This window comes from Sphingobium bisphenolivorans (assembly GCF_000412635.1).
GTDB classification, from domain to species: domain Bacteria; phylum Pseudomonadota; class Alphaproteobacteria; order Sphingomonadales; family Sphingomonadaceae; genus Sphingobium; species Sphingobium bisphenolivorans.
Map to the genome: position 1 here is coordinate 124,585 of NZ_ASTG01000016.1, position 24,073 is coordinate 148,657.

The 24,073-nt window shown below is 64.4% G+C and carries 16 protein-coding genes; 11 read left to right on the forward strand and 5 right to left on the reverse strand.

Going from position 1 to position 24,073, the window contains the following annotated elements:
* Window positions 1–7: 7 nt before the first annotated feature.
* Window positions 8–1,480: an NAD-dependent succinate-semialdehyde dehydrogenase gene (locus L858_RS0112720; RefSeq protein ID WP_022683534.1), complete on the forward strand. Its 1,473-nt coding sequence runs from the start codon at window positions 8–10 to the stop codon at window positions 1,478–1,480.
* 59 nt (window positions 1,481–1,539) lie between these two features.
* Here L858_RS0112720 and L858_RS0112725 read toward each other — a convergent pair whose 3' ends face one another.
* Window positions 1,540–2,580, reverse strand: a complete 1,041-nt coding sequence (locus L858_RS0112725; protein ID WP_022683535.1) for a LysR family transcriptional regulator — start codon at window positions 2,578–2,580, stop codon at window positions 1,540–1,542.
* A gap of 158 nt (window positions 2,581–2,738) precedes the next feature.
* Window positions 2,739–3,800 carry an MFS transporter gene (locus tag L858_RS20065; RefSeq protein ID WP_051132632.1) on the reverse strand — a complete coding sequence of 354 codons (1,062 nt, stop codon included), beginning with the start codon at window positions 3,798–3,800 and terminating at the stop codon, window positions 2,739–2,741.
* Window positions 3,801–4,000: 200 nt separating this feature from the next.
* On the opposite strand from L858_RS20065, the gene gltB reads away from it, so the two are divergent.
* Both gltB and L858_RS0112740 read left to right on the forward strand, forming a co-directional pair.
* The gene (gene gltB, locus L858_RS0112735) at window positions 4,001–8,647 is read left to right on the forward strand and encodes a glutamate synthase large subunit (protein WP_022683536.1); all 4,647 of its coding nucleotides are present in this window, start codon (window positions 4,001–4,003) and stop codon (window positions 8,645–8,647) included.
* Between the two features lie 62 nt (window positions 8,648–8,709).
* On the forward strand, window positions 8,710–10,146 hold the full coding sequence (locus L858_RS0112740; protein WP_022683537.1) for a glutamate synthase subunit beta: 1,437 nt from the start codon (window positions 8,710–8,712) through the stop codon (window positions 10,144–10,146).
* 16 nt (window positions 10,147–10,162) lie between these two features.
* Here the strand turns inward: L858_RS0112740 and L858_RS20070 are convergent, their stop codons facing one another.
* Together L858_RS20070 and L858_RS0112750 are read right to left on the reverse strand one after the other, a co-directional pair.
* Window positions 10,163–11,776: a right-handed parallel beta-helix repeat-containing protein gene (locus tag L858_RS20070; protein WP_022683538.1), complete on the reverse strand. Its 1,614-nt coding sequence runs from the start codon at window positions 11,774–11,776 to the stop codon at window positions 10,163–10,165.
* Between the two features lie 134 nt (window positions 11,777–11,910).
* Window positions 11,911–14,265, reverse strand: a complete 2,355-nt coding sequence (locus L858_RS0112750; protein WP_022683539.1) for a TonB-dependent siderophore receptor — start codon at window positions 14,263–14,265, stop codon at window positions 11,911–11,913.
* A 143-nt stretch (window positions 14,266–14,408) separates the two neighbouring features.
* Between L858_RS0112750 and L858_RS0112755 the strand changes: the two genes are divergently transcribed.
* Genes L858_RS0112755 through L858_RS0112765 form a run of 3 tightly spaced genes read left to right on the forward strand, consistent with a single transcriptional unit; the run spans window position 14,409 to window position 16,559 of the window.
* Window positions 14,409–14,663, forward strand: coding sequence for a hypothetical protein (locus L858_RS0112755; RefSeq protein WP_051132633.1), 255 nt, complete (start codon window positions 14,409–14,411; stop codon window positions 14,661–14,663).
* Window positions 14,660–16,261, forward strand: a complete 1,602-nt coding sequence (locus L858_RS0112760; protein WP_022683541.1) for a PepSY-associated TM helix domain-containing protein — start codon at window positions 14,660–14,662, stop codon at window positions 16,259–16,261. The genes L858_RS0112755 and L858_RS0112760 overlap by 4 nt, the downstream gene beginning before the upstream one ends.
* On the forward strand, window positions 16,251–16,559 hold the full coding sequence (locus L858_RS0112765; protein ID WP_022683542.1) for a DUF3325 family protein: 309 nt from the start codon (window positions 16,251–16,253) through the stop codon (window positions 16,557–16,559). Before L858_RS0112760 ends, L858_RS0112765 begins: the two co-directional genes overlap by 11 nt.
* 46 nt (window positions 16,560–16,605) lie before the next feature.
* On the opposite strand, the gene L858_RS0112770 is transcribed toward L858_RS0112765, so the two are convergent.
* The gene (locus L858_RS0112770; RefSeq protein ID WP_022683543.1) at window positions 16,606–17,904 is read right to left on the reverse strand and encodes an ammonium transporter; all 1,299 of its coding nucleotides are present in this window, start codon (window positions 17,902–17,904) and stop codon (window positions 16,606–16,608) included.
* Between the two features lie 230 nt (window positions 17,905–18,134).
* On the opposite strand from L858_RS0112770, the gene L858_RS0112775 reads away from it, so the two are divergent.
* The 5 genes from L858_RS0112775 to L858_RS0112795 all read left to right on the forward strand — a co-directional run bounded on the left by L858_RS0112775 (window position 18,135) and on the right by L858_RS0112795 (window position 24,023).
* Window positions 18,135–18,614 (forward strand): hypothetical protein, encoded by a 480-nt coding sequence (locus L858_RS0112775; protein WP_152639819.1) that lies wholly within the window; start codon window positions 18,135–18,137, stop codon window positions 18,612–18,614.
* Between the two features lie 120 nt (window positions 18,615–18,734).
* Window positions 18,735–19,235: a hypothetical protein gene (locus L858_RS0112780; protein ID WP_152639820.1), complete on the forward strand. Its 501-nt coding sequence runs from the start codon at window positions 18,735–18,737 to the stop codon at window positions 19,233–19,235.
* 633 nt (window positions 19,236–19,868) lie between these two features.
* Window positions 19,869–20,534, forward strand: a complete 666-nt coding sequence (locus L858_RS0112785) for a fimbria/pilus periplasmic chaperone (RefSeq protein ID WP_051132634.1) — start codon at window positions 19,869–19,871, stop codon at window positions 20,532–20,534.
* Window positions 20,524–23,100 carry a fimbria/pilus outer membrane usher protein gene (locus L858_RS0112790; protein WP_022683547.1) on the forward strand — a complete coding sequence of 859 codons (2,577 nt, stop codon included), beginning with the start codon at window positions 20,524–20,526 and terminating at the stop codon, window positions 23,098–23,100. The genes L858_RS0112785 and L858_RS0112790 overlap by 11 nt, the downstream gene beginning before the upstream one ends.
* The gene (locus tag L858_RS0112795) at window positions 23,097–24,023 is read left to right on the forward strand and encodes a hypothetical protein (RefSeq protein WP_022683548.1); all 927 of its coding nucleotides are present in this window, start codon (window positions 23,097–23,099) and stop codon (window positions 24,021–24,023) included. The genes L858_RS0112790 and L858_RS0112795 overlap by 4 nt, the downstream gene beginning before the upstream one ends.
* The last annotated feature ends 50 nt before the right edge of the window (window positions 24,024–24,073 follow it).

Here is a 24,073-nt window from a genome sequence, read left to right on the forward strand (position 1 = left end):
ATTCACTATGCTCGACAAGACGCAGACCATCGCGCTTAAGGACCCAAGCCTGTTGCGGCAGGCCAACTTCATCGATGGCGAATGGGTCCAGGCCGACAGCGGCAAGGTGATCGAGGTCCGTAACCCATCCAACGGGGAACTGGTGGGCACCGTGCCGGCCATGGGCGTGGCGGAAACCCGCCGCGCGATCGAGGCAGCTAACGCCGCCTTTCCGCAATGGCGCGCGCTGGTCGCGAAGGAACGCGGCGCGATCCTCCGCCGCCTCTACGAGTTGATGCATGAGAATGCGGACGATCTCGCCGCGATCATGACGGCCGAGCAGGGCAAGCCCTTCGCAGAGGCGAAGGGAGAGGTCGCCTACGCCGCCGGTTTCCTGGAATGGTTTGCGGAAGAAGGCCGCCGGGTCTATGGCGAGACGATGCCGGCCCATGTGCCGGGCCGCCGCGTCATCGTGACGAAGGAGCCGATCGGCGTCTTCGCTGCCATCACACCCTGGAATTTCCCCGCCGCGATGATCACCCGCAAGGCCGGCCCCGGCTGGGCGGCGGGCTGCACCGGGGTCATCCGCCCCGCGACCCAAACTCCCTTCTCCGCGCTGGCGCTGGCCGTATTGGCCGAGCGCGCGGGCATGCCCAAGGGCGTGTGTAACGTCATCACCGGTCCGTCGAGTTCGACGGGCAAGGAACTGACCGACAACCCAATCGTGCGCAAACTGTCCTTTACCGGCTCGACCGAGGTGGGGCGCATCCTGCTGGAACAATGCGCCAAGACGATCAAGAAAACCTCGATGGAGCTGGGCGGCAACGCCCCCTTCATCGTGTTCGACGACGCCGACCTGGACGAGGCGGTCAAGGGCGCGATGGTGTCCAAGTTCCGCAACACCGGCCAGACCTGCGTCTGCGCCAACCGCCTGCTGGTGCAGGAGGGCGTCTATGATGCCTTCGCCGCCAAGCTGAAGGCGGCGGTCGAGGGGCTGAAGGTCGGCGACGGCATGGAGGAGGGGGTGACCCAGGGGCCGCTCATCAACGGTGACGCGGTGCTGAAGGTCGAAGAGCATATCGCCGACGCGCTCGGCAAGGGCGCATCGGTCGTAACCGGGGGCGAGCGCCATGATCGCGGCGGCAATTTCTTCAAGCCGACCGTCCTGGCCGACGTTCCCGCCGACGCGCTGATCTTCCGGGAAGAGACGTTCGGCCCGATCGCGCCGCTGTTCCGGTTCAAGACCGAGGAAGAAGCCATCCAGCTTGCGAACGACACGCCCTTCGGCCTCGCCAGCTATTTCTACTCACGCGATGTCGGCCGCATCTTCCGCGTCGCCGAAGCGCTGGAATATGGCATCGTGGGCATCAATGAGGGCCTGATCTCCACCCCCGAAGTACCTTTCGGCGGTGTGAAGGAGAGCGGCCTGGGTCGCGAGGGAAGCCGCCACGGCATCGACGAGTATCTCGAAATGAAATACTTGGCGCTGGGCGGCATCTAAGCGACGGATCATGCCGGCGGGGCACCTCTCTCCAACCCCGCCGGCATGATCAACCCGAGTCAGGCGACGAGCGGACGGGGGACGAGCTCAAGTCCATGGTCGCCATGGCTGATGCCAACGGCTTCGATATGCTTGAGCAATTCGCGGACGGCGGGGCTGAACGCGGCACCTTCCCGGAAGAGCACGGCGATGTCGCGATTAAGAAGCGGATCGTCCATATCGAGCGGCACGATCTTGCCCTGCTGTACCTCCCGGCTCACGGATGAGGCCGGAAGGACAGCGAGGCTGTCGGTCCCGACCACCATCGCCTTGATGAATTCGACGGAGCCGCATTCCGTCAGCTGCTTGGGCAGGGTCGCTTCCTCGTCGCCCAGCACCTTTTCCAGCAGCATGCGTTGACGGCCCACCATCTGCGCCACCCAGGGGAAGCTCGCCAGCTGCTTCCAGTTTGGCGAGCGCAGGCCGAGGGCCGGGTGGCCTGGCCGCGCGATGACGTGAAGGCGATCGCGGAAGAGCACGCGTTGCCGCATCCCCTCTAGGAAGCCGTAGCATTCGGTCTGGGCGACGATGAAGTCGAGATCGCCGCGAAGCAGGCTCAAAAGCAGTTCGAGCTGATTCTTCTCGACGACGCGAAGGACGGCTGTCTCATTGGTCTTGCGCCAGCTCGCAACGGCGGTGGGCACGATATTGGACACCAGGCTGGGCAAGGTGCCGAAGGCGATGACATTGTCCTCGCCCTCGCTTTCTGCCGTCAGCCGCCGTTCGGCGCGCTCCAGTTCCTCGCGGATCAACCGGGCATGGGCGTAGAGAACCTCCCCGAGCGGAGTCGGCGTTACGCCCGTCGGGCTACGTTCCAGCAGCTTTTCGCCAAGGCTCGCTTCAAAACGGTCCATCGAGGTGGAAAGCGCCGGCTGGGAGATAAGGAGCTGCTTGGCGGCCTTCTTGAAGCTGCCATGTTCGATCACCGATGCGAAGTAGAGCAGCTTGCGTGGATCCATGGACCCGGTCAGCTTCGCCCGCGCCTTGGCTTGCAAGTCGGCGGCGGCTTCGCCCTCACGCGCTTCCGGAGCGGGGAGGTCGTTTCCATATCGAGTGGTCATATCCGCTCTCCCGTGCGGCCGACGTTGCGGTCGCTTCGTCGCCACCACTGTACAAAGGTGCTGGAATGCAAGTCTGCCGTGATTATTTCATGCCAGCAGAAGCGAGTCCAGACACGGGATATAATATTGGGTTATCTCCCCGGGCGGAACGCTACCCTTCAGTGGCGAAGGCGGCTTGCGCTGAGCGCTGCGGAGAGCGCGCCGAGGCCTGCGGCGGCGACGAGCGGGGCTGTGGACCATGTGCCGTTCAGACGAAAGAGGAGGGCAACGGCGACCGCGCCGAGGGTTTGCCCGAGCAGCCGTGCCACCGCTTGCATACCGGCCGCGGCGCCCGCCCGCTCCTTGGGGCCGCTGCCGATCATGGTGCGGTTGTTGGGCGCTTGGAAGATGCCGAAACCGAAACCGCAGGCGGCGATGCCTGCGCCCAGCAGCAGGGTGGGGGTCCCGACGTCGCACAAGGCATAGGCAAGCGAGACGATGGCAAGGCCGATCGCGCCCAGCAGGCCTGCAGGCATGCGCTCGATCAGCCGGCCCGACAAGGGCGCCGCCAGCGGAACGCCGACCGGCAGGCAGGTGATCAGCAGGCCGGTTTCAGCATGGCTATAGTGCAGCCGCCCCGGGAGCAGAAAGGGAAGGCAGACGAGGCCGATCATCTGCGCGCCGAACGCACAGATCGAGGTGGCATAAGAAAGCCTCAGCACTGGTACGGCGATGAGGTCCAGCGGTACCATCGGCGCGTCGGTGGCGCGCGAACGCCGGTAGAGCAGCAGAAAGAACAGCATGCCCACCGCGCCGATCAGGGCTGTCACGGCGCCGACCTCACCATGGGCGATGGCGGACACGACCAGGAACAATGCGGCGAAGGTAAGGGTGTTGAGAATGGCGGACGGCCGATCAAACGGGCGTGCGGTCCCCCTGGTGAGTGGCAGGCTGCTCCATCCGATCACCATGGCGGGGATACCGAGCGGAATGTTGACGGCAAAGAACCAGCGCCAGCTGGCGACGGAGAGCAGGACCGCCGCGATGGCGGGCAAGGCGAGGTTCGCTAATGAGCTGTCCAGCACCACTAGCACCATCGTCATCCATATGCCGGCGATCGCCCAACGTCGCTGATGAAGCGGCAGCCCCTGCTGCGGCGCCGTCATCGCATCATCCCATCTCGCTCCGGTCATCGGTCGCCCTTCGCTCGCCTGCCCGTTGAGCACAAGCCCATCGGTCATGGGTTTGGATGCACATGCCCCATCCGGCCGCTGGCCTCGCGCTCTTCGAGCGTCCATCAGGCGATCAGGAGTCCTGCACGGCGCAGCGAAATTCTTGCGGCCCGTGCCCTCCGCTTCCGCTGGAATCTCAAGGAAGGGTATTCCACGCGTGTCCGGCTGAGTGTAGGGGGCTGCGATTCGTCGAACGGAACGGAACTTGAATGGCATACCCGGGCAAACAAGGTTTATATGATCCTGGCAATGAGCATGACGCATGCGGCGTCGGCTTCATCGCCCACATAAAAGGCTTGAGAACGCACGATATTGTTCGTCGCGGCCTGGAGATTCTGCACAATATCGATCATCGCGGCGCCGTGGGTGCGGACCCGCTGGTGGGCGATGGTGCGGGCATTCTGATTCAGATTCCTGATTCGCTCTTCCGTGACTGGGCCACTGGCGCTGGCGTCGATCTGCCGCAGCCGGGCGACTACGGTGTCGCCATGTGCTTCCTGCCGCGCGATGCGGAGGCGGAGGCCGCCGCCGTGCAGCAGTTGGAACGCTTCATCGCCAAGGAAGGGCAGGTCCTGCTCGGCTGGCGTGACGTTCCCGTGACGCTGGATGGGCTTGGCCAGACCGTGCTCGACGAAATGCCGACGATCCGCCAGTGCTTCGTCGGCCGCGGTGCCAATGTGAAGGATCAGGATGCGTTCGAGCGCAAGCTGCTCGCCATCCGCAAGCAGACCCAGAATCCGCTGAAGGAAATCGCCGAAAAGCAGGGTTTGGACAGCCTGGCCGACTTCTACGTGCCGTCCTTCTCGACCCGCACCATCGTGTACAAGGGCCTGCTGCTCTGCGATCAGGTCGGCAGCTTCTATGACGACCTCCGCAACCCGCTGACCGTGTCGGCGCTGGCGCTGGTCCACCAGCGCTTCTCGACCAACACCTTCCCGTCGTGGAAGCTGGCGCACCCCTATCGCTTCATCGCGCACAATGGCGAGATCAACACGGTGCGTGGCAATGTGAACTGGATGAACGCGCGCCGCCGCACGCTGGAATCGCCGCTGCTGGGCGCGGACCTCGACAAGATGTGGCCGCTGATCCCGCACGGCCAGTCGGACACGGCTTGCCTCGACAACGCACTCGAACTGCTGGTCGCGGGCGGATACCCGCTGGCGCAAGCGGTGATGATGCTGATCCCGGAAGCCTGGGCCGGCAATCCGCTGATGGACCCCAAGCGCAAGGCTTTCTACGAATATTTCGCCGCGCTGATGGAGCCGTGGGACGGTCCTGCCGCCATCGCCTTCACCGACGGGCGGCAGATCGGCGCGACGCTGGACCGCAACGGCCTGCGTCCGGCGCGCTTCATTGTCACCGATGACGATCATATCGTGCTGGCGTCGGAAAGCGGCGTGCTGCCCTTCAAGGACGAGAATATCGTCCGCAAGTGGCGCCTGCAGCCGGGCAAGATGCTGCTCATCGACCTGGAGCAGGGCCGGATCATTGAGGATGAGGAAATCAAGGCGCAGCTCGCCGAGGCCCATCCCTATGACGATTGGCTGAAGGAAACTCAGTATAAGCTGGAGGAGCTGCCTGCTTCTCTGGGTGAGGAACTGCTGCCGGCGCGTGGCAACGATGCCGCCGCCCTGCTCGATCGCCAGCAGGCGTTCGGCTACACGCAGGAAGACGTGCTGAAATTCCTGGAGCCGATGGCGCGCAATGCCGAGGACCCGATCGGGTCGATGGGCGTCGACACGCCGATCGCGGTGCTGAGCCAGAAGTCGCGGCTGCTCTACGATTATTTCAAACAGAACTTCGCCCAGGTCACCAACCCGCCGATCGACCCGATCCGCGAGGAACTGGTGATGAGCCTGGTTTCGATGATCGGCCCGCGCCCGAACCTGCTCGGCCATCATGCCGGCACGCACAAGCGCCTCGAAGCGGCGCAGCCGGTGCTGACCGACGCCGATCTCGCCAAGATTCGCGGCATCCACGACGCGATGGACGGCGCATTCCGGACGCAGACGATCGACATCAGCTGGCCTGCCAGCGAAGGCGCGGCCGGTCTGGAACGCGCGCTCGACCGCATCTGTGGCCAGGCGACCGAAGCGGTGCTTGCCGACCAGAACATCCTGATCCTGTCCGACCGCAACGTGTCGGCCGAGCGCATCGGTATCCCGGCGGCGCTGGCGACGGCGGCGGTGCATCATCACCTCATCCGTCAGGGCCTGCGCATGCAGACCGGCCTGGTGGTCGAGACGGGCGAAGCGCGCGAAGTGCATCATTTCTGCGTGCTCGCCGGCTATGGGGCGGAAGCGGTGAACCCCTATCTCGCTTTCGAAACGCTGGAGCAGATCAGGGTCAAGCAGAACCTGCCGCTGTCTGCTCAAGAGGTTCAGAAAAACTATATCAAGGCCGTCGGCAAGGGCATGCTGAAGGTCATGTCCAAGATGGGCATTTCAACCTATCAGAGCTATTGCGGCGCGCAGATTTTCGACGCGGTGGGCCTGAATACGCCCTTTTTGGAGCGCTATTTCACCGGCACCCAGACCACGATCGAGGGCATCGGCCTCAACGAAATCGCCGAAGAGACGGTGGGCCGCCATCGCGAAGCCTATGGCGACAACCCGATCTACCGCAACATGCTGGATGTCGGCGGCGCCTATGCCTATCGCGTCCGTGGCGAGGAACATGCTTGGACGCCGCAGAGCGTCGCATCGCTCCAGCATGCGGTGCGCGGCAACAATCCGAAGGAATATGAAGCCTTCGCCGCCTCCATCAACGAGCAGAATGAGCGGCTGCTGACCATTCGCGGCCTGATGGAGTTCAAGTTCGCCGACCGGGCGATCCCGCTTGAGGAAGTCGAGCCCGCCAGCGCCATCGTCAAGCGCTTCGCCACCGGCGCGATGAGCTATGGCTCGATCAGCTGGGAGGCGCATACCACCTTGGCGCTCGCCATGAACCGGATTGGCGGCAAGTCGAACACCGGCGAGGGCGGCGAGGACCCGATCCGCTTCAAGCCGCTGCCCAATGGCGACTCGATGCGCTCGGCGATCAAGCAGGTCGCCTCGGGCCGCTTCGGCGTGACGACCGAATATCTGGTCAATGCCGACGACGTGCAGATCAAGATGGCGCAGGGCGCAAAGCCCGGCGAAGGCGGCCAGCTGCCGGGCGACAAGGTCGACAAGACCATCGGCAAGACCCGTCACTCGACCCCGGGCGTCGGGCTTATCTCGCCGCCGCCGCACCATGACATCTATTCGATCGAGGATTTGGCGCAGCTGATCCACGATCTCAAGAACGTCAATCCGGGCGCACGCATCTCGGTCAAGCTGGTGTCCGAAGTCGGCGTCGGCACGGTCGCCGCGGGCGTCTCGAAAGCGCGCGCGGACCATGTTACCATCTCGGGCTATGAAGGCGGCACGGGCGCTTCTCCGCTGACGTCCTTGACCCACGCCGGTTCCCCTTGGGAAATCGGCCTGGCCGAGACGCAGCAGACGCTGCTCCTCAATGGTCTGCGCACCCGCATCGCCGTTCAGGTCGATGGCGGCCTGCGCACCGGCCGCGACGTCGCCATCGGCGCGCTGCTCGGCGCGGACGAGTTCGGCTTTGCTACCGCCCCGCTGATCGCGGCCGGCTGCATCATGATGCGCAAATGCCACCTCAATACCTGTCCGGTCGGCGTTGCGACGCAGGACCCGGTGCTGCGCAAGCGCTTCACCGGCCAGCCCGAGCATGTGATCAACTATTTCTTCTTCGTCGCCGAAGAGCTGCGGGGCATCATGGCCCAGCTCGGCTTCCGCACGATCGATGAGATGGTGGGCCGCGTCGACAAGCTCGACATGCGCAAGGCCATCGACCACTGGAAGGCGAAGGGCGTGGATCTGTCGCGCCTGCTGCACCAGGTCCAGCCCGACAAGGGCCTGACGCTGCGCAACACGGAAGGGCAGGACCATGGCCTCGACGCCGCGCTGGACCAGGACCTGATCAAAGCCGCGGCGGACGCGCTGGAAAACCGCGCGCCCGTCCGCATCGAACGGCCGATCCGCAACGTCAACCGCACCGTCGGCGCGATGCTGTCGGGTGAGGTGGCTCGTCGCTACGGCCATGCCGGCCTGCCCGACAACAGCATCTCCGTGAAGTTCGAGGGCGTTGCCGGGCAGAGTTTCGGCGCGTTCCTGGCGCATGGCGTCACGCTCGACCTGACGGGCGATGCCAACGACTATGTCGGCAAGGGCCTGTCGGGCGGCCGCATCATCGTCCGTCCGCCGGAAGATGCGAAGCGCATCCCGACCGAGAATATCATAGTCGGCAATACCGTGCTCTACGGCGCGATCTCGGGCGAGGCCTTTTTCCGGGGCGTCGGAGGGGAGCGTTTCGCCGTCCGCAACTCGGGCGCGATCGCGGTGGTCGAGGGCGTGGGCGACCATGGCTGCGAATATATGACCGGGGGCGTGGTCGTGGTGCTCGGGGCTACCGGCCGCAACTTCGCGGCGGGCATGTCCGGCGGCATCGCCTATGTCTATGATCCCGACGGCAGCTTCCGCTCGAAGGTCAATCCGGCGATGGTCGATGTTGACCCGGTTTCGGCCGCGGTTTCGGACGATGACGGTCATGGCCGGCCGCTCCAGCGCGGCGTCGACGTGCAGGATTGGGGCATGGGCGACATGCTCCGTCACGACGCCGACCGCCTGCGCATTCTGCTGGAACGGCACAAGCTCCATACCGGCTCGGAACGTGCAGCGGAGCTGCTGGCCGACTGGCAGGGCACGCTGGGCAAATTCGTGCGGGTAATGCCGAAGGATTACCGCAAAGCCTTGCAAAATATGGATGACGAGCGGCTCGCCGTGGCTCCGGTAGCCGCCGAGTGATCGTCAGGGGGAAGCCAGGCTTCCCCCATCTGCGACAGAATAGAGAAGTTTGGAGAAAGAGTTTGGGCAAGCCCACCGGGTTCCTCGAAATCGAGCGCAAGGACCGCAGCTACACCGCGCCCGAAGAGCGTCTGAAGCATTGGAACGAATTCGTCGTTCCGCTGTCGAAGGACGAAATTCGCGACCAGGCGGCACGCTGCATGGCTTGCGGCATCCCCTTCTGTCACAATGGCTGTCCGGTGAACAACATCATCCCGGACTGGAATCACCTCGTCTATGAGGATGACTGGAAGACGGCGCTGGAAACGCTGCACAGCACCAACAACTTCCCCGAATTCACCGGCCGCGTCTGCCCCGCGCCGTGCGAGGCGAGCTGCACGCTCAACATCATCGACACGCCCGTCACGATTAAGTCGATCGAGTGCGAAATCGTCGATCGCGGTTGGCGCGAAGGCTGGATCGAGCCGCAGGTTCCCGCGCGCAAGACCGGCAAGCGGGTCGCTGTCGTCGGCTCCGGCCCGGCCGGGCTTGCCTGTGCGCAGCAACTCGCCCGCGTCGGCCATACCGTGACCGTGTTCGAGAAGAATGACCGGGTCGGCGGCTTGCTGCGTTACGGCATTCCCGACTTCAAGATGGAAAAGCATCTCATCAACCGCCGCGCCCAGCAGATGGAAGCGGAAGGGGTGGAGTTCAAGACGTCCACCGAGGTCGGCGTCGCCATCTCGATGGAGGCGCTGCGCAGCAATTTCGATGCGGTGGTGCTGGCAGGCGGTGCGGAACAGCCGCGCACGCTTGACATTCCGGGCAGCGAACTGTCCGGGGTCCGGCTGGCGATGGAGTTCCTGACGCAGCAGAACAAGCGCAATGCCGGCGACGATGAACTGCGCGCGGCACCGCGCGGCACCTTGTCCGCCAAGGGCAAGCATGTCGTCGTGATCGGCGGCGGCGACACGGGGTCCGACTGCGTCGGCACCTCCAACCGGCAGGGTGCGGCTTCGGTGACCCAGCTGGAGATCATGCCCAAGCCGCCAGCGGTGGAGGAGAAGTCCCTGAGCTGGCCGCACTGGCCGCTGAAGCTGCGCACCTCGTCCTCGCATCTGGAAGGCTGCGAGCGCGATTGGGCTGTCACCACCAAGCGCGCGATCGGCAAGAACGGCCAGATCGAGGCGCTGGAATGTGTGCGCGTCGAATGGGTCGACGGTAAGATGCAGGAAGTGGCCGGCAGCGAATTCCAGCTGAAGGCCGACCTTGTTCTTTTGGCGATGGGCTTCGTCGGTCCGCGCAAGACGGGCATGGTCGAGCAATCGGGCGTGGAACTCGACGCGCGCGGCAATGTGAAGGCGAACATGGCCGGTTATGCCACCAGCCAGTCGGATGTCTTTGCCTGTGGTGACATGCGACGCGGCCAATCGCTGGTGGTCTGGGCGATCCGCGAGGGGCGGCAATGCGCGCGCGCGGTCGATTTGCACCTCATGGGTGTCAGCGACCTTCCGCGCTGAGCCCTCGGCCGGATAATTAGAAGAGCCGGGCCGGCGCGCCATTCTTCCTGAAGGATGATGCGTCGGACGTCGCCGCCTGATCACGCGGCCGGCCTTGTCCATCCGGACCCAGGGTGCTGATGCGGCGCCGATCGAAGAAGCTTGTCTGCCGGGCTTGCTTGAGTTCCACCGTCGCATTCAGCTCACGCTGCAACATCGTCAGCATCCAGCTGCGATGCCGGACCAGAAAATCCGAAAAGCCCTCTGGCCGAGCGGGATCGAAGACGGGCACCTCCCAGTCGGAGGGCTGCTCCATGAAGGGTTGGGGAGGCTGCGCCGCTTCCCCCTCTGGCCGGTCCACATGGCTGCCGAGGTAGCTGTTCCCCTGGAAGCGCAGGAAGGAGACGGGGTCGAAGCCCGCCTTGATCAGATAGTCGGGGCCGTTGCGCCCTGTCTCGCTGCCATAGCGGGCGGTTCCAGCGACCTTGAAGATATTGTCCCGGAAGGTGACGTCGCGCGCCCAGCCATCCCATTGCGTCGCGACCACCATCTGGACGTCCAGCCCCTTGCCGACATGCACGACATTCCTTTCCACCAGCGCGTCCGACACATTGCCGGACAGCTGGAATATGCGGCTGCCGTCATTCCGGCTGACATTGAAGCGCGCCACGGTGCCGCGATTGCCGAGATTGTCCTTGTCGTTGGGCCGGGGCGAGCAGATCAGCAGGAAGCCGCCGGCATTGTCGTGGCTATAATTGTAGAGGATCGTCGTCCGCCGCGAATTGAAGTCGGAATCGAAGCCCTGCCCGTCGTAACGGGTCCGCGTATAGGCCGCCTCATTCAGCTGGATCAGGCTGTTGTCGGTGCTCCACTGCCAGATGCCGGCATTATAGCCGGCCGCCCGGCTACCGGCCTGGCGGACGATATTATGTTCGATGAGCGTGCCGTCGGTCCCGCGCGGGACGATGCCGTCGCCGCCCACATCCTCGACATAATTGTCCCTGATGACCACGCCTTCGCTGGGGAACCAGTTGAGCGACGTTACCCGATCGCTGATGCCGGCGATGCCCGACCGGTCCACGCGCCAGATGATGTTCCGCTCGATCCGCAGATCGTGGAAGCGTGTGGCGAGGCGCTGTCCGGTCGCGCTGAAGATGATGCCGCCATTGTCCTTGCGGTCGTTGGTGCCGCGAACATCGTGGATGTAGAGATCATTTACGCGGATGCCGCGGGTGACGCCGCGATCCTGCGCCGAGATCAGCACGCCATAGCGCGGTCCGGGAGAGGGCGCGTCGTTGGTAATCTCCAGACCGCTGACCGTTACATATTCGGCGTTCATCACCGCCACGGCATGAGGCGATACGCCGCCTGCCTCGATGCGCGGCCGGGGGCCGTCTCCCGCAGGGGCAATCACGATGGGTGCGTTCGCCGTGCCGGATCGGGTGATCGTCAGTGGCTCCTTCCAGACGGAACCGGGTGCCAGCAAAACCCTGTCGCCCGGTTGCAGCGGATAGTCGCGGATGCGCGCGATTGATTTCCAGGGCTGGTCCTGCGACGTGCCGCTGAAGCGGTCGTCGCCCTTGACCGCGTCGACATAATAGGAGGCGGCACTGGCCGCCGAGCTGAGCCCGGCTGAGCACAGAACGGTCAAAAGAAGCAGAGTTTTTGATGATCTGGACAAGTGGCATCTCTCCCGCAGGCTTGACCGGAATCTGCGAGTAACTGCCTGAATAAGCAATGAAGCCTCGCCCCCTCGAAACCCCGATAGCCCCGCCCCGCTGGCCGTCACCAGGCGAAGCGCAAGGAGCCCACAACGGTTCTGGGCGCGCCATAATAGCAGCTGTTGAGGAAAGGACAGGCGCTGATATAGCTGTTGTCGAACAGGTTGGTCGCGTTGACCGTGGCACTCCAGCCGGGAAGCCCCACTCTGGAAAGGTCGTATCCGACCATGGTGTCGACCAGGACGAAGCCGTCCGTGTGGAAGCGCTGGAAGGTCGTCACGCCATTGATGACCGCGTAATTGGTCGTGCCGTCCGACCCGCTGACATAGCGGACACCCGCGCCCAGGCTGAGGCCCGCCAGCGGCCCGGCACTGTTTTGCACCTTGCCGAAATCATAGGAAAGGAAGCTGGAGACATTCCACTTCGGAACGCCAAGCTGCCGGGTTCCGCTCGTCGTGGGCGTGCCGCTGTTGGTGCTGCTGGGTGGAACGGCGGCTGAACCTTCGGTGATGACCGCGTCGGTGTAGCTGGCCGTGCCGATCAATTCCAAGCCGGGAGATATCTCGCCCCGGCCCTCCCACTCGGCGCCACGGACGCGAACTTCGCCGATCTGGACGGTCGCGTTGGTCGGGATGCCGTTGGTCCCTGCGCGCGGATCGGCTGCGGTGGAGCCGTTGCGCCGCTTCAGTTCATAGAGAGAGAGGGTGAAGAGCGCATTGGCGCCGGGCGGCTGATATTTTAGGCCCGCCTCATATTGCGAACCGGTTGCCGGATCGAACGGCGCTGTTTCCGTCGCTGAAACATAACGGAAGCCGACCTGCGGTTCGAAGGATTCCGAATAGCTGAAATAGGGCGAAAACCCCAAGGCGGACTCGTAAAGCGCGCCCAGCCGCATGGTGAAGGCCGGCTGGGAGAAGCGGGAGACGGGTGCGGCGCGGGCGGCCGCTGTCGTCGGATTGAGATTTTGCGTGAGCTGATCGTACCAGTCCTGGCGACCGCTGGCGATCAGGTGCAGGCGGCCGATCGTCATCTGATCCTGGAAATAGACGCCCAACTGGTCCCGCTTCGTATAGTTGTTGGTATAGGCGCGCGCGGCGCTGGCAAGCGTGGACAAGGCCTTGAGATCGGTCGGTGGAAGGCCGCTGCCATAGCTTGGCGCGAACAGGCTGAGATTGGGGATGCCCTGCGCCGCGCCCGTGTTGAATTGCTGCACATTCTCCCCGGTGATGCGCTGATAATCGGCGCCCGCCAGGATATTGTGCTGAATGATTCCGGTCGCGAATTTCGCGTTCAGGTGATTGTCGAGCGTCAGCGTGTCGAAATCCTCGTCGGCTCCGCCGCCGCCCCGCGTGATGATGGAATAGTCGCTGTTCCGATTGGCGCCCGCTCCCGTCGTGGCGAAGCCGGCCGTGTAGATTTGCCGGTAGGACAGCTTGTTGTTCTGGAAACGGAAATTGGATGCGAAGCTCAGATGTTCGTTGAAGTCGTGGCGGAAGAATGCGGCGATGGACTTCGCCTTGTGGTCATAGCGCTCATAGCCAGGATCGCCGGTGTTCGTGTCGCGGGGAATCATGCCATTGGGGTTGGGCAGGACTGTCCCAGCCGCCGGTGTGCCGGAATAGCCGCCGCCATGGGGGGCGTGCTGATAGGTGGCGATCAGGGTGAAGCTGGTCGCCTGATCGGGGAAGAAGGTCAACATGGGGCTGACGTGCCAGCGCTCGCTGAACGTGCCCTTGGCAAGATTGTCTCCCTTCTGCCAGCCGCCGACGATCCGCGCCTTGAGCCGCCCGTCGCTGTCGAGCGGCTGATTGATGTCGCCCGCGATCCGCACGAAATCGAAATTGCCGAGCTGCCCCTCGAACCGGCCGAAGGCCTCCGCTTCGGGCATCTTGCTCGTCAGGTTGACAAGCCCGCTGGGCGGCGCGCTGCCGTACAGGACGGAGGCCGGGCCCTTCACCACATCGACATGATCGACGCGGTTGAAGTCGATCTGCGGCGTGGAGTAGGGGCCCGCGATCAGGCGCATGCCGTCAAGGAAGATGCCGGGCGCAAAGCCGCGCAGGACCAGCTGGTCGTACCGGGTCGCCAAAGCGCCGCGCTGGTTCGTGGAAACCCCGGCGACATAGCCAAGCGCGTCGTTGATCGACAGGGCGTTGCGGCGGGTCAGCTCCTCCCGGTCGATGATGGTGATGCTCTGAGGTGTGGCGATCAGCGGCGTGTCGGTCTTGGTGCCGGTGCCTGTCTTGTTTTCACTAATGCCCGTGACGATGATCGTGTCGGCGCTGGAGCCGGGTGCCTCATCCGCATGCGCGATGGCGGGAACAGCGGCCAAGACAGCGGCGCCCGTCGATAGAAGGCGTGCTCGCCAGACTGCCCGCGCACCAGCATCGTCCCGCACCTCGTTGCCACCTTCGCTCATATACGCCTCCAACTGAGATTGATTATGATTCGCAATTGCTCCTAAGCTGATGATTAGTTAGAAGCAAGCCGACCGCGACAGGGGTTCATGTGCCGAATCAGCTTCCTTTCCGACTAACTCGCCCCCGGCGGGCTGCGCTCTCCATGACGGGGCGCTGCCTCACCGCGCTGGTCGGGGGTTATGCGGCGGCGGCTGGTGCCGCGTCGCTCGTGGCGCGGCTGCTGCCGATCGCGCGCGCGGAAGCGACGGTCTGGGGTATGATCCTGTCGTTCCTTATTTTCGCGAGCCTTGGCCTTTGGGCTTTTCATGAGCCGCGCTTGTCCAGGGTGGCGGCGTTGGTCTGGGGCGTGGCGATCCTTTGCGGCGGCGCGTGCCTGCTGCTGGGGCCGCGCGCATGAGTGCCGTTGCCGTTGCACGAAGCCTGCGCCAGTCCATGGCCTGGATCCACACATGGCTGGGGCTGCTGGCGGGCTGGATATTGTTCGCCATGTTCCTGACCGGCACCGCGAGCTATTTCCGGCCGGAGATCACGCGCTGGATGCAGCCGGAGCTTCGCGCCGCGGATGTGTCCCCCGCCCATGCCGCCGAGGCAGCGATCCGCACTCTTCAGGCGACGTCGCCGCAGGACCTGCAATGGTTCATCTACCTGCCGGATGAGCGGACCGGCATCACGCGGGTCTTCACGCGTCCCCAGCCCAATGCCGATCCAAAAGCGTCACCCGCCCCACGCCGCGAGGAATTGAAGTTGAGCCCCGTCACGGGCCAGCCGCTGACGGCTCGCGATACCCGTGGCGGTGAGCACTTCTACCGATTCCACTTCCAGCTCCAACTGCCGCATCCTTGGGGCCGGTGGCTGGCCGGCCTGTGCGCGATCTTCATGCTGGCAGCGATCATCTCCGGCGTCATCACGCACAAGCGTATCTTCATTGACTTCTTTACGCTGCGGTGGGGCAAGGGGCAGAGAAGCTGGCTGGACGCGCATAATGTGTCAGCCGTGGTTGCGCTGCCGTTCCACGCGATGATCACCTATACGGGGCTGATCACATTGGTGGTCATGTATATGCCCTGGCCGATCGCGGCCAATTATCAGAAGCCGGCGGAGTTCGCGGCGGAAGCCTATGGGCGGGACGAGGAGGGCGAGCCATCGGGGAAGGCGGCGCCGCTCACGCCCATCCGGCCCCTGATCGTTGCGGCCGCGCGGCAGTGGGGCGGCGGTGCGCCGCGCACGATCATCATCCGCAACCCCAATGACGCCGCCGCTACCATCACCATCCTGCGCAGCGCGACGGATCAGCTGAACGCGCGCGCGCCCTCCGTGACCTTTTCCGGCGTGTCGGGGCAGCGACTTGCTGCAACGCCCGCTCAGGGGCCTGCGATCAACAGCGCGGGCGTCATGCTCGGCCTGCATATCGGCCAATATATGGGACCGGCGCTACGCTGGACGCATTTCCTGCTCGGGCTGGTCGGAACGGCGATGGTCGGCACCGGCCTGCTGCTATGGACAGCCAAGCGGCACAAAGCCGGAACCAAGCCCTTTTTCGGCTTCCGCCTGGTCGAGCGGATGAACATCGCTGCGGTGGCTTGCCTGCCAGCGGGCATGGGCGCCTATCTGCTTGCGAACCGGCTGATCCCGGCAGGCCTGCCTGGCCGCGCGGCGATGGAAGTGTCGGCCATGTTCTGGACCTGGTTCGGGCTGGCAAGCCTGTCCCTCTTGCGGCCGACGCGGCGTGCCTGGACCGAGACGCTCGGGCTTGCGGCGCTGATCTGGGGATCGCTGCCCATCGTCAACATGATGACCACCAACCGGAGCCTATTCGCCAGCCTGGCAAGCGGCGACTGGCTGTTCGTGACGTTCGATATGACGGCGCTCGCCTTTGCGGCGCTGCTGGGCTGGGGCTCATGGAAGGCGCATCGCGTGAAGCAGCCGCCCCAGCGAAGGCAGCGTGTCGCGCCCCCGCGACGCGCCCCCATGCAGGAGGTGCTGGGTGGCGTTTGAGGCGGGTCTTCTCAGCTATGCCGGCTGGTTCAGCCTGATGCTGGCGATGAACAAGCACCGCGCCGCCCTACCGCTGCCGCGCAGGCCTGCGCCGGTCTTCCTGCGCGTGGTTGGTTGCTTGCTGCTGATCCTTGCCCTGGTGTTGGCGATCGGCCGATTGGGTGCGGGCTACGGCATCATGACCTGGCTCATGCAGTGCAGCGTCGCGGCGGCGCTGCTCGTTCTCCTCATGTCGTGGCGGCCATCTCTTGCAGGGTGCATCGCCCTTGCGGCGATCGCGGTGGTGGTAGTGCTGTAGCGGGCCTGCAATGTCGTTGGGACAGGACTTTTACGGGCTGTCCTGCTCAATCGAACTCATAGGCTCTTTCGCCATGAAGGCTGAGGTCGAGGCCGTCATGTTCCTGCTCGGCATTGACGCGCATCGGCAGGAGCATAGCGGCGGCGCGTGCTGCGATCAGCGTCATCACCGCCGACCACAGCGCCACGATTAGCACTGCCTCAGCCTGCACCAGCAACTGGCTGCCCATGCCGAGGCTGGTTGCCATGCCGGCGCCGCCCAGCGCCTCGCTCGCGAAAACCGCGACTAGGATCGAGCCCAGCATGCCGCCCACGCCATGCACGGCGAACACATCGAGCGTGTCGTCCACTCGCCAGCGATGCTTGACCGCCAGCACCGCGGCGAAGCAGACCAGCGAGCCCAATATGCCGATGATGACCGCTCCCGTGGGCGAGACATAGCCGGCCGCCGGGGTGATCGTGGCCAGCCCCGCGACCGCGCCTGTCACCACGCCGATCGACGTCGGCTTGCCGATCTTGAGCTGCTCGGCCGCCGCCCAGGTGAGCGCCGCCGAACAGGCGGCGAGGTGGGTCGCGATGATGGCGCCGCCCGCGCTCTGGTCAGCCACCAGCGCCGATCCGCCGTTGAACCCGAACCAGCCGACCCACAACATGCCTGCGCCGATCATCGTCATCGCCGGACTGTGCGGCGGGATCATCGACTGCGGAAATCCCTTGCGCGGCCCGATCATGATGGCGAGCACAAGCGCCGCGATGCCGGCCGTCGTGTGCACCACGATGCCCCCGGCGAAGTCACGGCCGCCGCGCTGCGCCAGCCAGCCGTCCCCCCATAGCCAGTGGGCGGCGGGCGCGTAGACCAGCAGCAGCCAAAGGGCCGAGAACAGCATCAGCCAACCGAAGCGGACCCGCTCCGGAAAGGCGCCGACGATCAGCGCGGGCGTGATGATCGCGAAGGTCATCTGATAGAGGGCGAAGACATTTTCGGGCATGGTCAGCCCCTGCCGAACGGCGCTCAGCCCATGAAGCCCGATCGCGGACAAATCGCCGATGAACGGATTGTCGCCCCGGAAAACGAGGCTGTAGACGCCCAGGAACCAGAGGATCGAAGCCAGCGCCGCAATGGCGAAACAGTGCATCAGCACCGACAGGAAGTTCTTGGCGCGAACCAGCCCGCCGTAGAAGAGCGCGAGTCCCGGCAAGGTCATGAAGAGGACGAGCGCAGCGCCGAAGATCAACAGCAGCGTGTCCGCCTTGTCGATGGCGCCGCCGACAGGAGCAGCTTCGGCCACGGTTGCCACGGACGCAATGCCGCCGGCCAATCCCAGCCAATATATGCCACGTAACATAAAATGCTCTTCCCTGCCGCTCGCTATCTCTTTCGTGCGGCAGCTAGCGCCCGCCGATGCGCCGCGCAATGCGTAACATCTTCAGGGTGGCGGAAGCATTGGCTTGCGGCCCTGGTGCGCAGCCCGCCCGACCCTCCTGCCGGGGAACATCATGGGAAGACGAACGAAGTGGTGCGATCGGGCGATGCTTGGAAATGCCGCTATATCGATAGGTATAGTACGGACGGAATATGAATTGCTTGCCCGTAATGGGATCGATTTGCGTCCTCGCGTTCGCTCTTGGCGCGCCGGCCCATGCGAGCGGCGCGGCGCAAGTTCTGACAGTGAAAGCGACCGGCACCATCGCGCCGAGTTGCGGCGTTACCAGCAGCGGCGGCTTTGGCTCGGGCAACTTCGGGATTGCGGGCCAGAGCAGCGCGACGGCGGCAGTCAACTGCAACACCGGCTTTGCCATCAGGCTGACTTCGCAAAATGGCATGGTGAGGACCGCGACGCCCGCGCCCAGCGGCTTCGTCAACGCGCTCCCCTATAATGTAAGGCTGAAATTGCCGCTCCACACCGGCGCGGCGATGGAAGGCGATTGCCCCGCCTCCGCCATGACCGGAGGGCAGAGCGGCTGCCCGACCGCGACCTGGGCCACGCCCACCGAGCGCCCGATGGCCGGCAGCTATTCCGACATCCTCACCATTTCGGTTGTGCCCAAGCCATGAGCACCCGCGCAACCCTTCCGCAACAGCATACGCCGACCGGGTCCCAGGCGTGCTGTCCCGGCCAAAGGACCGGATCGACCAACGACTGAGATGAACAGGCAAATGGAAAGGGAAAATTTTATGAAGAAGATGCTTCTTGCCGCTGCTGCGGCTTCCGCCGTGCTGGCGACACCGGCTATGGCGGCTGAAACCGCCACTTATGACGTTACTGGTTCTGTGGCTGCAGTTTGCGCAGTTTCGACCGGTTCGGCCGTGTCCTTCAGCAGCCTGACAGATAACACCGGTGTTCTGAATGCCACCACCACTGACGAGGCAACCGACGCTGCCGCGTACTGCAACGGCAGTGCGTCGACTGTTAAGGTCGAGCACGTTGCTCTGAAGCGTCAGGTCAACAATGCTGACGATACCGCAGCGCCGCCCTCGCCTTTCGTGAACCAGGTTGATTTCACGCCCGTGGTTACGATTGGGTCAACGACCTACAGCAGCTCGACGGCAACACTGGTCGGAGCCTTCAGCGGATTGAAGGTCAAGGCAATCACGCCCACGACCACCGGTAACGCGAAGCCGCTGGCTGGCAGCTATAAGGGTTCGATTACCGTCACCCTTTCCCCGGTCGCATAACGGATATTGGTGAGGCGTTATGCAGCACGCGAAACATCTGTGGCGGTTGTGTTCTGCCTCACTGATATTGTTGGCTGGCGCGAGTTCCTTATTTGCGCCAGCCAAGGCGCAGTCCGCTGCTGTCAAGAAGATAGATGTCATCGGCAATGTAAGCAGTGCATGTAGCTTGAGTACTCAAACTCCAACGGTGAGTGTGAGCCGAACTAGCAATGGTATTGTATTCGGCGGTCCGTCTCCGGCCGTGACCATATCATGCAACAAATCTGGCGGCGTTTTGACTGTCAGGTCAACTCGGATGAGGTTGTCAACGAACCCGAGCACAATGGTTGATTACACTGTTCGCGTGAGCGGCTGGGTGGGGAACGTCGATTATGCAACCTCTCCATCGAACCCAGCTGCCTCTTCGTCATCCGCCAGCCTAAATGCAGCATCAGCAACGCTCGGATTCGCGTGCCAAGCAGGATGCACGACCTCAAACATCAATAATAATTCAACTTACACCGCCACGCTCACTCTCGGGATAGTCGCTGCACCATGAAACGCTCACCACCTGCAAAAAGTGCGACGTTGGTTCTGTTTGGTGCAGCACTGGCTGCTGTTTGTGGCATTGCGCAAGCCACTACTGTTTCTCCTATGGTGGTCGACCTCCAGACAACGGGTCGGGCCGTAGTAGCCAATATTTCTGTTAACAACAGCGGCGACAAGCCCCTGACGATGGAGGTCGCGCCTCAAGCGCTCGACCCCACCGCCGCCGGTCTCGACCCCAGCAAAGCCAGCGCCGACGACCTCCTCGTCGTGCCGCCCACCGCGCTCATCCAGCCGGGCCAGACCCAGACCTTCCGCGTGCAATGGATCGGCGATCCGCAGCCGTCGTCCAGCCATCATTATTATGTCGGCATCAACCAGCTGCCCGTCAAGCTGCCCGAAGGCCAGTCGGCGGTGCAGATCGTCTATAATTTCAACGTGCTGGTGAATGTCGGCCCCACCAACGGCAAGGCCGCGCTGGCAATCCAGTCCGCGGTCATCGGCAAGGACAAGGGCAAGCCCGCGCCGTCGATCACTGTCGCCAATTCGGGCACGACTTATGGCTATGTCAGCCAGCGCAGCCTGAAGCTGGTGGAGACTGACGCCAGCGGCAAGGAAGTCTTCAATCGCACGATCAGCGGCAATGATTTCCAGCAGCTGGTCGGCTATGGTCTGGTCGCCACGGGGCAGACGCGCACGATGGTGCTGCCCATCGAACTGCCGTCCGCGACCGGCACCCTCACCGCGACGCTCCTCGACGAGCGTGCGCCATGATCTGAACCTCAGCCGCCAGCCGATCATGGACTGGTTCGACGCCCCTCCAGAGGCAGCCCTGCTTCTTGCCCTGCGCGCCTCCACCCGCGTCGCCGCCTTTGAGCAGGCGCGGGGAGCGCAGGCGCCCGTGCCGCCAGCGCCTGAGCCGGCTGCGGGTGTGGCCGCACCGCCGCCGCCCCTGTCCGCCGAACGGATCAACCCGACCAGCCGGGTGCTGCGCTTCATTGTCCCGGTCAACGATGGCGAAGTCTATCTGGGCGATGTGCAACTCGCCGTGTCGCCCCGCGATGAGCTGTCGGTGGAAGCGCCGCGCATGCTCCAGCTGCTCGGACCGCTGCTGAAGCCCGAGAGCTTCCAGAAGCTGTCCGCCGCTGCGCCGGCCGGCGGCATGCTGGATCAGGCCAGCCTTGGGAAAGCCGGCATCACGCTCCATTATGATCCGCGCAGCCTGTCGCTGCGGCTGGGAATCGCGGTGGAAAACCGGCTGACCAAGGGCCTTAGCATGCGCAACCAGCGCGGGCAGCAGGCGGTGACGCTGGCGCCGGCGGCATTCAGCGCCTATGTCAACGTCCGCGCCGCCGCCGAGCTGGTGGAAGCGGGCGGCGACCAGTTGATCGCCCCGCCGCTTGCTGCAATCGATTCGGCCGTGCGCTTTGGCGGCGTGGTGCTGGAAAATGAAAGCGTGGTGTCGGCGCGGTCGGGCGATCCCGCCTTCCGCCGGGTAGGCACGCGCCTCATCTACGAGGATATGCGGCGCGAGCTGCGCCTGACCGCTGGCGACCTGCAAATCGTCCCCACCCGTTTTCAGGCGAGCCCGACCGCGCTGGGCGTGGGCATCAGCCGCTTCTACGGCCAGCTCGATCCGCAGCGGGAAATCCGCGCGGGCGGCGTCCAGTCCTTCCGGGTCATCAGCCCCAGCACGATCGAAACCTTCGTCAATGGCCGGAGTGTCGAGCGGCGCGCCTTCCAGCCGGGCAATTACACGCTGGCCGACTTCCCGCTGGCCGAAGGGTCGAACCAGGTGCGGCTGCGCATCGAGGAAGATAATGGCAAGGTGCGGGAGATCGACTTTTCCGTCTATGCCAACCAGTCGCTGCTCTCGAAGGGCATCACCGAATTCGCGCTGTTCGGCGGCGTCTATTCAAGCCCCTCGCGCTCGGGCTATGCCTATTCGCGCGCGCCGATCGCGAGCGGCTTCATGCGCATGGGCTTGACCGACCAGCTGACGATCGGCGCCAATGCCCAGGCCAATCGCCGATCCGCCCAGGCCGGGGTGGAGGCGCTTTGGGGCAGCCCGATCGGCCTCACCAGCTTCTCCCTGTCGGGCAGCCGCAGCCGGGCCGGGCGCATCGGGGCGGCGGCGGCCATGACCTATGAGCGGGTGCTGAGCAGCCAGGACGGCGGCCGCAGCCAGTCCTTCCGCGCCTCGGCGGAATGGCGCAGCCGCGACTTCACCGTGCCCGACCAAGGCTTCTATCTGGAGCCCACCAAATGGCGCGCCAATGCGGGAGTCGTGTCGAGCTTCGGCGGCAACGGCTTCATCGCGGCCGATGGCTTTTACGAAGCGCAATGGCGCCTGCCCGCCGCGACCAGAGGCGAACGCCGCTATGGTGCGCGGCTGACGGGCGGCATGGACCTGGGGCCGCGCCTTTCACCGACAGCTGAGTTGGGGATCGATCGGGGTTCCGGGCGCAACGAGATATATCTGCGCCTGGGCGTGCGGCTGCGGATGGGTCAGCGCGGCACGGCGCAGGCGGAGGTGGACAGCCGCGGCCGCGCGCGGGCCGGCCTGTCCACGGCAGGCGGTAGCGGCAACGGCGCCTGGCTCGCATCGGGCGACATCAGCCGCGACAAGGATATGGTGTCGCTGAACGCGGTCGGATCGATGCTGACCAACCGCGCCGAATTTGCGGTGCAGCAGTCGGCCAACTGGAACAGCCGCGACAATGAGCTTGCCAGCGCGCGCACGGCGGTCCGCATCGGCTTTGCCCTCGCCTTCGCCGATGGCGCCTTCGCGCTGGGGCGGCCGATCTCCGAAGCTTTCCTGATCGCCCGCCCGCACAAGACGCTGGCGGGCAAAGCCATCTATCTCGATCCCGGGCAGGATAGCGAAATGGCGCGTTCCGGCTTGCTGGGCGGCGCGCTCGACGGGCAGCTTAGCGCGCATAATTTCCGCACGCTCATCTATCAGGTGCCGGAAGCGCCGAGCGGCTATGATCTGGGCGCGGGCAATGTGTCGATCGAGCCGCCCTATCGCGGCGGATATCGTCTAATCATTGGCTCCGACTATCATCTGCTGGTGCTGGGGCGGTTGGTCGATGCGGAAGGGCAGCCGGTCAAGCTGCTGGCGGGCAAGGCGATCGACCTCGCCGATCCGCGTCATCCGCCGATCACCGTATTCACGTCGCGGGACGGGCGCTTTGGCGCGCAAGGGCTGAGGCCCGGCCGCTGGCGCTTCGAAATGCCGACGGAGCCGGCCACCATCTACGAATTCGAAGTCGGCGACAGTGCCAACGGGATCATCAAGGTGGGCGATCTGCGGCCGTTGAAAGGGGAAAAGGAATGACTCGCATATTGGGGCCGCTCGCGGTCGGCCTGATGATCCTGGGGGCGCAAGAGCCGGCGCTGGCGGCAAGCTGTGCGACGGTAACGGTGTCGCCCGCCACGCCGACGATCCCGGAATGGAACCCGCTTAGCGGCGAGATCAAGGAGGCGACTTTCAGCGTGACGGTCACGCGTGAATCTGCTTCGACCAAGTCGGTGCGCTGGATGCTGCTGGACGATAACGGCAACGGCTCGCCTCTGCTGGTGGGTGCGAGCGGGCCTCGCTATGAGATTGTGAGCAGCGGTACAGGAAACACGACAATCGCTTACCCCAAGGGTACGCCTCTCACGGCGGCGCTTGGCGCGCTGGCCCAGTTCAACAACAAGAATGATGCGGCGTTCAGCCTGAAGGTCCGCCTCCTCGCGAACAGCAGCCGGGATTTCGTCGGCGGCACCCGATACCAGGAGGCGCTGCGCTACTCAGCTCAATGCTTCAAGGCGAATGGTAGCGATAATGGCGCCGATGACGGCCTGTTATCGGGGCTTCGCCTGGACATGGCGATCCCGAGGATGCTCAGCATCAACACAGCCGGCCCTGCGCAGGTCGATTTTCAGGACTTCACCAGCGACACGGCCGAGGCGCTCATCAGCATCAAGAGTACGAGCACGCTGGATGTGTTGGCCGCGACCGACAATGGCGCGCGGCTGAAAATGGGCACATCAACCGCTGAAAATGCGGTTATCCCTTACCAGATGCGGTTTGGACCCGATGCGGCCGGATCATTGCCTCTCCTGTCACCGGGAACGCCCTTGAATACTCCGCGAGCCGGGGTGGGCGGCAGCAACTATGCCTTACAGTTGAAGCTGACCGGCGGCGTTCCGAGCGGCAAGATCGCCGGCACCTATTCCGACACGATCACGCTCACAATTTCGCCGGGGAACTGATCACTCTTCAGGCCAGTAGGACACCCTGATTTACCTCTGGCCGTGAGGCT

Coding starts and splice junctions, on each gene's coding strand:
- L858_RS0112720 (WP_022683534.1), top strand. CDS start 8: ATGCTCGACAAGACGCAGACCATCGCGCTTAAGGACCCAAGCCTGTTG.
- L858_RS0112725 (WP_022683535.1), bottom strand. CDS start 2,580: ATGACCACTCGATATGGAAACGACCTCCCCGCTCCGGAAGCGCGTGAG.
- L858_RS20065 (WP_051132632.1), bottom strand. CDS start 3,800: ATGACCGATGGGCTTGTGCTCAACGGGCAGGCGAGCGAAGGGCGACCG.
- gltB (WP_022683536.1), top strand. CDS start 4,001: ATGGCATACCCGGGCAAACAAGGTTTATATGATCCTGGCAATGAGCAT.
- L858_RS0112750 (WP_022683539.1), bottom strand. CDS start 14,265: ATGAGCGAAGGTGGCAACGAGGTGCGGGACGATGCTGGTGCGCGGGCA.
- L858_RS0112755 (WP_051132633.1), top strand. CDS start 14,409: ATGACGGGGCGCTGCCTCACCGCGCTGGTCGGGGGTTATGCGGCGGCG.
- L858_RS0112760 (WP_022683541.1), top strand. CDS start 14,660: ATGAGTGCCGTTGCCGTTGCACGAAGCCTGCGCCAGTCCATGGCCTGG.
- L858_RS0112770 (WP_022683543.1), bottom strand. CDS start 17,904: ATGTTACGTGGCATATATTGGCTGGGATTGGCCGGCGGCATTGCGTCC.
- L858_RS0112775 (WP_152639819.1), top strand. CDS start 18,135: ATGAATTGCTTGCCCGTAATGGGATCGATTTGCGTCCTCGCGTTCGCT.
- L858_RS0112780 (WP_152639820.1), top strand. CDS start 18,735: ATGAAGAAGATGCTTCTTGCCGCTGCTGCGGCTTCCGCCGTGCTGGCG.
- L858_RS0112785 (WP_051132634.1), top strand. CDS start 19,869: ATGGTGGTCGACCTCCAGACAACGGGTCGGGCCGTAGTAGCCAATATT.
- L858_RS0112795 (WP_022683548.1), top strand. CDS start 23,097: ATGACTCGCATATTGGGGCCGCTCGCGGTCGGCCTGATGATCCTGGGG.